General features: G+C 57.9%; 9 protein-coding genes and 1 pseudogene. 3 read left to right on the forward strand and 7 right to left on the reverse strand.

What is annotated here, in order from left to right; genetic code table 11:
* On the reverse strand, positions 1–610 hold a 610-nt coding region (locus AAC083_RS06770), incomplete at its 3' end, for a TSUP family transporter (protein ID WP_108536155.1).
* Between the two features lie 668 nt (positions 611–1,278).
* Between AAC083_RS06770 and alaE the strand changes: the two genes are divergently transcribed.
* Complete coding sequence (gene alaE, locus AAC083_RS06780) at positions 1,279–1,749, forward strand: L-alanine exporter AlaE (protein ID WP_108536156.1); 471 nt, start codon at positions 1,279–1,281, stop codon at positions 1,747–1,749.
* A 17-nt stretch (positions 1,750–1,766) separates the two neighbouring features.
* Here the strand turns inward: alaE and AAC083_RS06785 are convergent.
* The 3 genes and pseudogenes from AAC083_RS06785 to AAC083_RS06795 all read right to left on the reverse strand — a co-directional run.
* Positions 1,767–2,054 (reverse strand): annotated as a pseudogene (locus tag AAC083_RS06785) (IS630 family transposase); the annotation flags it as partial.
* 642 nt (positions 2,055–2,696) lie between these two features.
* Positions 2,697–4,277: a DUF3369 domain-containing protein gene (locus AAC083_RS06790; protein ID WP_108536157.1), complete on the reverse strand. Its 1,581-nt coding sequence runs from the start codon at positions 4,275–4,277 to the stop codon at positions 2,697–2,699.
* Between the two features lie 125 nt (positions 4,278–4,402).
* On the reverse strand, positions 4,403–5,284 hold the full coding sequence (locus tag AAC083_RS06795; RefSeq protein ID WP_108536158.1) for a LysR family transcriptional regulator: 882 nt from the start codon (positions 5,282–5,284) through the stop codon (positions 4,403–4,405).
* Between the two features lie 158 nt (positions 5,285–5,442).
* Here AAC083_RS06795 and AAC083_RS06800 point away from each other — a divergent pair, with 158 nt between their 5' ends.
* Both AAC083_RS06800 and AAC083_RS06805 read left to right on the forward strand, forming a co-directional pair.
* Positions 5,443–5,844, forward strand: coding sequence for an SMR family transporter (locus AAC083_RS06800; RefSeq protein ID WP_108536159.1), 402 nt, complete (start codon positions 5,443–5,445; stop codon positions 5,842–5,844).
* Positions 5,832–6,152, forward strand: a complete 321-nt coding sequence (locus AAC083_RS06805; RefSeq protein ID WP_042038506.1) for an SMR family transporter — start codon at positions 5,832–5,834, stop codon at positions 6,150–6,152. Before AAC083_RS06800 ends, AAC083_RS06805 begins: the two co-directional genes overlap by 13 nt.
* A gap of 71 nt (positions 6,153–6,223) precedes the next feature.
* On the opposite strand, the gene gloA2 is transcribed toward AAC083_RS06805, so the two are convergent.
* From gloA2 to AAC083_RS06820, 3 genes are all read right to left on the reverse strand, one after another.
* Positions 6,224–6,625: an SMU1112c/YaeR family gloxylase I-like metalloprotein gene (gloA2, locus tag AAC083_RS06810; RefSeq protein ID WP_042038505.1), complete on the reverse strand. Its 402-nt coding sequence runs from the start codon at positions 6,623–6,625 to the stop codon at positions 6,224–6,226.
* A 45-nt stretch (positions 6,626–6,670) separates the two neighbouring features.
* Complete coding sequence (gene mrcB, locus AAC083_RS06815) at positions 6,671–8,986, reverse strand: penicillin-binding protein 1B (RefSeq protein ID WP_042038504.1); 2,316 nt, start codon at positions 8,984–8,986, stop codon at positions 6,671–6,673.
* Positions 8,987–9,236: 250 nt separating this feature from the next.
* Positions 9,237–10,030 (reverse strand): ATP-dependent helicase C-terminal domain-containing protein (locus AAC083_RS06820; RefSeq protein ID WP_308810998.1); only part of this gene is annotated, 794 nt, incomplete at its 5' end.

Genomic DNA, 10,030 nt, shown 5'->3' on the forward strand with positions numbered 1-10,030 from the left:
TCCCCAGCAGATAGACCAGCGTCATGCAGGGGGCAAACAGGCCGATGCCGACATTCATCAAAACGCCGAAGATGAAATTGCCAAGCAGCGCGATCGCCAGCTTGTAGCCACCGAGCCCCATCGCATCTCCGCCAACGGGGAAAAGACCCAGCAGACCGGCCAAGATCAACCCGGCGACAACCAGTAGGGAGATGGCCATCACCAGCCGGATAGTCTGCCGATCAAACGAGGCCACATGGCGGGCCCCCCAGGCCGCGCCGGCTGCTGCGGCAATCATCATGCTGATAAGAGTGAACGGATCCACCTTGACCACACCGATAAAGATGAGTGACTGGGTCACGGTCGGCAACACACACTGACCATTGAGGGTGCCTGGCAACAGGCGATCATCAATCAGCTTGAACTGTTTGTAACAGGCTGTCTTCACAGCGAAGCTGCCGACTCCCAGGGTATCGAGAAAATTGGCGGCAAACCCGATGGCAGCCACGGGCCAGAACGGGGTGGGCTCCAGCGATCCCTGCCGCCGTTTTTGCCACCAGGCCTGAGCCAGCATGAAGATGAAAGACAGGGCACAGATGATGAATATCAGGCGTAAAAGATTAATTAACATACCGACCTCTCCAGCAACGGGCGGCGATTCTAAGGCAGTCAAAATAAAAAATCTTGGTCGGGATCAACCATTCACCCCCTGCAAACGATTACCTGACGAAAGTCCTGACAGGCGAGCCCGAACGACTCTGCTAATACTTATCTATGAGGGCCAACTGGCCTGGGGCCATCGGTGGTAATCATGGTCATTTCGCGACGACCACAGTCCCCGATGGGAAGTAGCCAAAAAGAAGGCCGGCATACACCGACCTTCTTTTTTTATTGCTGACCGATCCGTTGTCCGCACTCTGTCTCCTGCAGCCACGGGGAGCGAGCCAGCGGCTGAGCGCATGCGGCAATCCCGTCAGCAGCAAGAGGGTGGCAGACAGCGCAGGGCGAAGCCGGCGAAGATCATCAGTCACAGGGCATGGTCGCCAGAAAAGCTGTCGCTGGAGGAGTTTCTGGTCGGGATCGCGCTGAGCCGGGAGACTCGCAGCGCTGCTGACGTCGGCAGTGAACAACATGAAGTTCAAGGACAGAGAACAGGCAGAGGGCACGTCAGACAGGAACGCCGCCTGACTCCATACACCACATTTGACAATAACTCTATTGCAACGTGTTACATTGACGCATATCAATCAGTAGTATAGGTTCCCGCATCCAAATGATTATTAAGAAGATTCATGTACTATGGAAGCAGTACTCTCATCAACTAAAAAACAAAAATTTGTTAATTTCGCCGCTGATGTTTTCGCACTAAATACCTTTTGTTATTTCATATCAATACCAATAGAACTGGGTTTTGCACAGATGAGTTTAGAAACTCACCTGCACGCTAGACTAATTGGGCTATTTATAATCACCTCAACAGCAAGACCTTTCGGTATTTGGCGTGATTGGATTTTCAAGAGATGCAGATTGACCGAACAGAACAAAGGCATTTTCCCTTATGTAGTTGACACCTTTGCCTATCTATCCTTTGAAATGCCATTATACCTAATTAATCTGTCGATAAGTGGCGCTTCTCCTGATCAAATGATCAGAAGTGTTTTTATATTTTGTTTAATTGCTGGCGTTGTCGGTCGACCATACGGAATTTATCGCGCTTTCCTCAGAGCAAAAATATTTAAAATAAACAACACCTGTAATAAAGGTGATTAAATGTTTTGGGGTAACGGTATAAGAAGCACCAATAAGGTGACGATCTTGGCGACAGGCAAAATTGGAGCGCGACCAGACGGTAAGACTTCTAACGCGTCTATACCTTTTTCTCGATACCACTGAAACCAGCGGCCGATGGCCGAGCGAGCCGCGCCAGTAAGATGATAAACATTGGTGATCAAGCGGCCGTAATGTAACAGCAAGATGGCCATCAAGCGACGAGCATGCCCTTTATCAAGAGTGGCGTCGATGATTTTGTGAATGCGGCGCTGCTGTGGCCGTGACAGGGGTAGTAAGAGTGGTATCAACTCACTCCTTTGGGCACGACTTGTTTTGTTTGGCGACTAATGAGATCACACAAACTGGACTGAGTTCCCTGCCTCCAGTGCTCTACGATTCAGAACAGCTATTGAGATGAAGTAAAATCGTTCTGCTCACACATGATTGAGTACCATGTAACGACAAAAAATCTTTCAGCGACGGCTTAACTTCAGGGCTCCCTGATGAAATTTGGCCAGATCCCAAACTCGATGAGCAAGCAAAGCACTCCAGCTGGTGGCGATCAGCCCCCTCACCACATAACACGGCACCAACTTGCTCATGCAGACGCTCCCCCCCAACCAGCGCAGTATTTTAGAACAGAAAAATAATGACATGAATCACATAAATATAAGCAGGGTAACCAGACAAGCCGTAGCGATGAGCCTAACGCAACACAGTTAAGGGCATTTGAGTCCCAACCCGCGAGGTATAAGGACTAAAGAGTGAGGGAGGCATGATGCCTCCCTCGTTTTATTGGATGCTAATCATGGCAAGGGTATAATCCAAATGTCACCTTTAACCATGGCACCGTTCTTAATATTCAAAACGGCGAATATTAAATCAAAAAATGCTTCACTGACTGACCTTCGCTTGATAACCCCTTTTTTACTTTCAGACTAACGTGCTCATACCTCGTAAGGCAGCCGAGACTGTGCCACCAGCCGATTGAGCGCCTGCACCACTAGGGGATCGAACTGGCTGCCAGTGCGGGACTGTATGTATTCCATGGTTTGTGCCAGCGTCCAGGGCTCTTTGTAAGGGCGCCTGCTGAGCAGTGCATCGAACACATCGACCACCGCCACTATGCGAGCCGACAGCGGTATCGCCTCCCCCGCCAGCTGCTCCGGGTAACCCTTGCCATCAAAATGCTCGTGATGTGCACGGGCAATCTCGGCCCCTAGCGACAGATAGCTGGTGCCTTCCACCATCTCGCCCGCCTTGCAGAGAATGTTGGCACCTATGCCCGCATGCTGCTCCATGACAAGCCGCTCATCCGGCTCGAACCGCCCCGGCTTGTGCAGTATGTGGTCAGGGGTGCCGACCTTGCCGACGTCGTGCAGTATGCTGGCCATGCCGATCATGTCGACAAAGCCGGGGGTCAGCTCCTCGGGATAGACCCCTGCCTGCTGCATCTCGGCCACTATGGCATCGGACAGCTTCTGCACCCGCAGTACGTGTTCGCCGGTATCCGAGTCACGAAACTCCGCCAGCGCGGCCAGCGCCACCACGGTCGCCTCTTGGGCACGCAACAGCTGGTTGTAGAGATAAAGGTTGTCGTATGCAGCCGAAATCCGCTGACAGAACACATCCAGCAGATCGCATTCGAGGGGATCGAGCGGCTGGGTCGGCGTGAAATTGAGCACAAACTCACGGCCGTTCTGGGCGGCGATATAAAGCGCATCCTGCGGGTGTTCGAAACAGTTGCGGCGATTGGCGAGTGCGCTTAACACAGAGTCGTACAGCGCTGGAAAGGTGCTCAATGGCACATCGACGAGCAGGGTTTCATAGTCACCTGTGGCGGCGAGGATCTCCAACTCCTGGGTTCCCGGTCTGCGCTCGACGCAGATGGCCCCCTCTGTGCCCACATCCAGAATAGCGCTGATCTGCTTGAGCACGCCGGAGGCAAATTCCCGCAGGGAGTGCAGGTGGTAGAGATCCCCCGCGCCCTCCAGTATCTTGCTGAGCCCCTGCCGGCTCTTGTCGATAGCGCTGAGGCTCTCGTAAGAGCGCAGCGAAGCGATGACAGTGGTGTAGAGCTTCTGCACCGTCAGCTCCGTCTTGGTCTTGTAGTCGTTGATGTCGTAGTCGAGGATCACGCGCTGCTCCGGAGCCTGACCCGGCTGGCCGGTGCGCAGCACGATCCGCACCAGGCTGTTGTGCATCTCGTTGCGGATCTGGTGTACCAATCGCAGGCCCGCATCTTCCGTCTCCATCACCACATCCAGCAGGATCAGGGCGATGCGCGGGTTGGCCAGCAGCATACGGGCCGCTTCGGCACCACTGTAGGCGTTGAGGAGTTCGAGGGAGCGGGATTTGTACTGAATGTTGGAAAGTGCCAGCCGGGTTGCATGATGAATATCCGGTTCATCGTCCACTATCAATACCTGCCATGGATTGATCGCCTTGGTCACCACGACCTCATCATCGTCCAGCTCTATGATGTCGTCATCCAGCCAGATCTCATCCTTGTCTTGGGCATTGCTCATATCGTTCACGCCTCCTGGCGCTGCATGAGTGTATTGACAGTATGTACCATCAGACAACGATGGCTCACCAGACGCCGCTGCGTTCAGCCCCAGATCAACGGCCCAGGGACGCCCGGTTTGTCTGCTTATTCGAAAGGGTCCAAATAGGCTTTGATCGCCCTCTTCAGCCACGCCAGCACCTTGCCATGATAGGCATTTTCCGACAGATAGACGCCATAATCGCGCCATTGCAGGCTGAATTTGTGTTTCAGAGTCAGCAGTTCCCCCTGCCGCAGCTGACTCTGGATCAAAGGAGAAGGCAGCACGGCCCAACCCAGCCCGTCCAGCACAGCATCCCGCATCAACTCGAAGCTGGATAGGCCTATGTGCTGGCCACCGATGGGGAGCAGGCTCTTGACCGAAAATTCATCCACGTAGGAGAGGGTGACTTGGGTATGACCGGTCAAGTCCTGCTGCAACACCCGCTTCAGGCTGGCCAGCGGGTGGCTCGGCGCCACCACCATCAGGGTGCGGATCGGATTGAGCACATCGATGCTGAGCCCGCTACGCTCCTGCTCCTCGGTGATGAGGCCGAAGGCGGCATCGACAAACCCCTCTTCCACCAGGGCGGGCAGCTCGGGGGGCGAGGCCAGCACCAGCGAGATACTGGTACCGGGAAACTGGTGGCGCAGCGCCCCCAGCATTTCACGCCATACCTGCTCCGGGATAGCGTCATCCCGCGCGACTCGCAGCGCCACCTCGGCGCCGGAGGCGTAGTGTTCACACTTGAGTTGCAGGCTGTTGGCCGCCTGCAGCAGTCGCTTGCAATCATCCAGCACCAGCTCACCGATCTCGGTCAATTGGGAGCGGTTGGCTCCACGTTCAAAAAGTTCGACGCCAAGCTCCACTTCCAGTGCTGCGATAGATGTGCTGACCGCGCTGCGGCTCTTGCCAAGACGGCGCGCCGTGTTGGCGATAGAGCCGCTGCTGGCAGACTCGACAAAGAGTTCTATCTGATAAAGCTTCATGATGATGACGTCCTGACGGAGTTTCCTATCACCACCTTAGCGTGTCGCTGGATCGCAAGGCAAACCATTAGCGTCTGATAAATCGACGCTCAGCGATTCCTGTCCTTATTGTGGCTGCGGTTATCCTCTCTCCCGTCGCAGCAACTAAAGGAAAATATATGTTAATCAGTCGCATGCTGTTAGCGCGCATTTTTTTGACGGGCGCCATCATCACCGAAGTGGCGGGGACATCCAGCATGGCCATGATCCCCGAGAACGCGGCAGGATGGATGAATTACCTGCCGATGTGGGTGTTGATATCGATCTCCTACCTGTTACTGGCCAAAGCCGCCAAAACAATCTCCATTGGTATTGCGTTCGCGCTGTGGGAAGGGCTCGGGATTGCCTTGATCACTGTCGTTTCCGTGATGTTCCTCGATTACGACCTGAATGCGCAGGAGTTGATCGGTCTGACGCTGGCGATAGTGGGTATTGTTATGGTGACCATGGGAGAGACCCATGACAACCCTGTTGCCAGCAATGAAACAAATAACGCGAAGGAGGCTGTATGCACCCGTTAATTATCGTACTTGGCGCAGCCCTGCTGGATATCGGTGCCAATATGGCGATTAACCGCTCGCGTGGTTTCCACTACAAAGGGTGGGGCGTACTGGGTATTGTGCTGGTGCTGGGGGCGTTTACCCTGCTGTCAAAGGTTGTGAGCGGTGGCCAGATCGATCTGGCCGTTGCCTATGCCACCTGGGGAGCCATCGGTATTCTGGGTACTGCACTGGGTGGTCTGCTGCTCTTTGGTGAGCGACTCAAGCCCATCGGGTGGGCCGGGATGATGGTGATGGCGCTAGCGGTCGCCATGCTGACCACCGCCTGATAGCGAGCCATCAATGACATGACCAAGCCGCCTGCTTCTGCGGGCGGCTTTTTTGTTGGGTCGATGCAGGGTCAGCACGACGCTTCATAGAGCTCCAGCGGCAGGCCGTCGGGGTCGGCAAAGAAGGTAAAGCGCTTGCCGGTCAGTTCATCCACCCGCACCGGCTCCACCTCAATCTGATGGATCTGCAGATGCCGGATGACGCGGTCAAGCTCGCTGACCCGAAAGGCCAGGTGGCGCAGACCGCAGGCCTCCGGCCTTGAGGGCCGCGCGGGAGGTGTCGGAAAGCTGAACAGTTCCAGCTGGCTGCCATCGGGCAGGCCCAGATCCAGCTTCCAGGATTGACGTGCCTCGCGCAGGGTCTCGGCCAGGATGGGCAGCCCCAGCACCTGGTGATAGAAGTGGCGCGAGCGATCATAGTCGCTGGCAATGATGGCCACATGATGGATGGCCTCAAACAACGGGAAAGTCATATGCACTCCAGTCAAACGGGCAGCCAGGGCTGCCCGTTTCGTCTATCAGTTGAAGAAGCCACCGAACCAGTCATCCAGTGCGCTGCGCGGTGCGGGGCTGCCACAGCTCATGGGTTCAGCCAGCCCGGCCAGTTTGGCCGGCACCTGCAGGCTACCCGGACAGTCGCTGACCACACGGGCGCCGCTGGCGCGGGAGAAGTTGGCCCAGCTCACCCCTTGCGGCATCTTCAGCGTCAGGCTGTTGACGCCACGCTGGCTCATGTAGCCGCTAAACAGCTGCAGGGCACCGCTGGCCCCTGTCAGCCCGGCGGACGTGTTGTCGTCACGGCCCACCCAGATGCTGACCAGCTCGTTGTTGTCCAATCCCGCAAACCAGGAGTCGCGCAGCTCGTTGGTGGTGCCTGTCTTGGCGGCCATGGTGGCGCCGGGGAACTTGGCATTCAGCGCGCGGGCCGTGCCCTGGCTCACCGTCTTGGTCATGGCAAACAGGGTCAGCCAGCTGGCCTGTTCGTCCGTGACCCGCTTGGCGGTCTGATCATGCTGATAGAGAGTGCTGCCATCGCTGTTGACCACGGCGCGGATCGCCGACAGCGGCTGGGTCAGCCCCTGGTTGGCGATGGGCAGGTACATCTGGTTCACCTCCATGGGTGACAGGGCCACGGCCCCCAGCACCAGCGACGGATAGGGCTGGATCTCCTGCTCGACCCCCAGCTTGTGCAGGGTATCCACCACCTTCTCCAACCCTACCTGCAGACCCAGATTGACGGTCGGCACGTTGAGGGAGCTGGCCAGTGCATCCATCAGGGGTACGCTCTGGCGGAACTTGCGATCGTAGTTTTGCGGTGTCCAGACCTGACCATCCTGACCGCGAAGGCGGATCGGCTGATCCTTGAGCGGGCTCGCCAGGGTCAGGCCGTTAGAGAGGCCGGTCAGGTAGACGGCCGGCTTGACCAGGGAACCGATCTGGCGACGGGCATCCAGCGCCCGGTTGAAGCCGGCGTAGCGGGGATCCCGCCCCCCCACCAGCGCAACCACTTCGCCCTTGTGCCAGTCGGAGACCACCATGGCCGCCTCCAGCTTCTTCTTGCCACGCTGCTTCTCGATGAGCGTCAGACCCGATGCCACCGCCTGCTCGGCGGCGTGCTGGGCGATGGGATCCAGGCTGGTGAAGATCTTGAGGCCGGACTGCTTGAGCAGATCGGCGCCGAAACGGCTCTGGATCTCGCGTTTGAGCAGCCCCATGAAGGCCGGAGTGCGGCCATAGCTCATCTGGCCACGGGTGATGATGCCAAGCGGCTGCTTGCTGGCGAGTTCGTACTCGGCCGGCTGCAAGCTGCCGTGATCCATCAGCAGCTTGAGCACCAGATCACGCCGGGCCTTGGCCCGCTCCGGGAAACGCCAGGGATCGTAATAGGAAGGCCCCTTCACCAGCCCCACCAACAGCGCCACCTGATCGATATCCAGCTCGTTGACCGGAATACCGAAGTAGAAATAGGAAGCGAGCCCGAAGCCGTAGACCCCTTGCGAGAAGTTCTGCCCCAGATAGACCTCGTTGAGGTAGGCCTCCAGGATCTCGTCCTTGCTGTAGCGATAGTCGATCAGCACCGCCATGTAGGCTTCCTGCAGTTTGCGCCACAGGCTGCGCTCGCGGGTCAGGAAGAAGTTCTTGGCCAACTGCTGAGTAAGCGTACTGCCCCCCTGCACGGTGCGACCGGCCAGCACGTTAGCCGCCATGGCGCGCAGTATAGCCACCGGCGAGACGCCGCCGTGCTGGTAGAAGTCGCGATCTTCAGTGGTAAGCAGGGTCACCAGCAGGCTGTCGGGCACCTCGGCGATGCGCACCAGCAGGCGATCCTCCCGATCCTCGGTGTTGAGGCGATCAAGCAGCACTGGGTCCATCTGGGCGTAGCCGAGCTGGCGCTGATTCTCCAGCGACTGGATCCCCTCCAGCCGCGCGCCGTTGAAGGTGAGACGCAGGCCACGCGCACCGTCGGCGCCATCATGGAAAGCGAACGGGCGGCGAATAAGCTCGATACGGTTGCCGTTGATCGCATACTCGCCTGGCGTGTGAGGCTGGCGCACCTGCTTGTAGCTCAGCATGTTGAGCTCACGCAGCATCTGGGTCTGGGAGAGGCGCTGGCTGGGGTAGAGCTCCAACGGACGGCTGTAGACCATCACCGGCAGTTGCCACTTCTCGCCATCGAAGCGCTCACGCACCTTGGTATCGAGGTAGATGCCAAACACCACCATGAAAGCGGCCACCACCAGGGAGAGCTTGAAGCCGAGCCAGAACAGCGTGCGCCAGATGGTGCGTTTTGGCGCCACCTTCTTGGGTGCGCGCTTGCGTCGTTGCGTTGCCATAAATCCTCTTTGCTTTCCTTTCTACTTGTTATGTCGCGTTCGCGAACGTCCGAGCGGGATTAACCAATCAAATCTGAATCTCGGGTTTCATTTCGCCAGACAAATGGATGCCAACCCCTCATCCTCAACCCGTCTCCCACAAGGGGAGAAGGGGGCAAACACCAACCTCGATCGGTTCCCTCTCCCTCAGGGAGAGGGCTAGGGTGAGGGTAATCTGCTGGAGTTGGGCTTCGCGCGGCTCAGCACTAACCTACATCCCCATCTTCTTCTTGGTGACGCTGGTCGGCATCGCTTCCAGCGGATTGTCCGGCCAATAGTGGCGTGGATAACGCCCCTTCATCTCTTTTTTTACCAGCTCGTAGGAACCGGCCCAGAAGGCGGCAAGATCGGCCGTGATCTGTAGCGGCCGCCGGGCAGGCGAAAGCAGCTCCACCACCAGCGCCACCCGGCCATCGGCCACGCACGGGGTCGTACCTTGACCGAACATCTCCTGAATGCGCACCGGGATCACCGGCGCCTGACCCGGCTGATAACGAATACGCACCCGGCTGCCGGTCGGCGCCGTGAAGTGGCTCGGCAGCGCGTCGTCCAGCCGTTTGGGCAGTGGCCAGGGCAGGGATTGACGCAGGATGTCGTTGAGGTTGAGCCGCTTCAGCTGCTCCAGCCGGGTCATGCCACTCAGGGCTGGCAATAACCACTCCTCCAGCCGGGCCAGCAGGCTTTCGTCGTCCATGGCGGGCCAGCCGTCATCCGGTATCCAGTCGCGGGCGCAGCGCAAACGGGCCAGCAGCCCTTCGCTGCTCTCGTCCCAGGGCAGCACATGCAGCCCCTTGCGGCGAATGCCTTGCAGCAGGCAGCGTCCTTTCTGCTCGTCAGAGAGTTCGGTCAACGGTCGCTGGCTCAGCACCAGTTCCCCGATCACCAGCTGGCGTTCAGCCCGCACACGCTCTTCCCGCTCGTCCCAGTCGAACCACTGGCGCTCGCTCACCAGCTCCGGCAGCTGGCGCGCCAGCTCGTCCAGCTCGACCGGTTCGGCGATAAAGA

This window comes from Aeromonas sp. HMWF014 (assembly GCF_963878295.1).
GTDB classification, from domain to species: Bacteria; Pseudomonadota; Gammaproteobacteria; order Enterobacterales; family Aeromonadaceae; genus Aeromonas; species Aeromonas popoffii.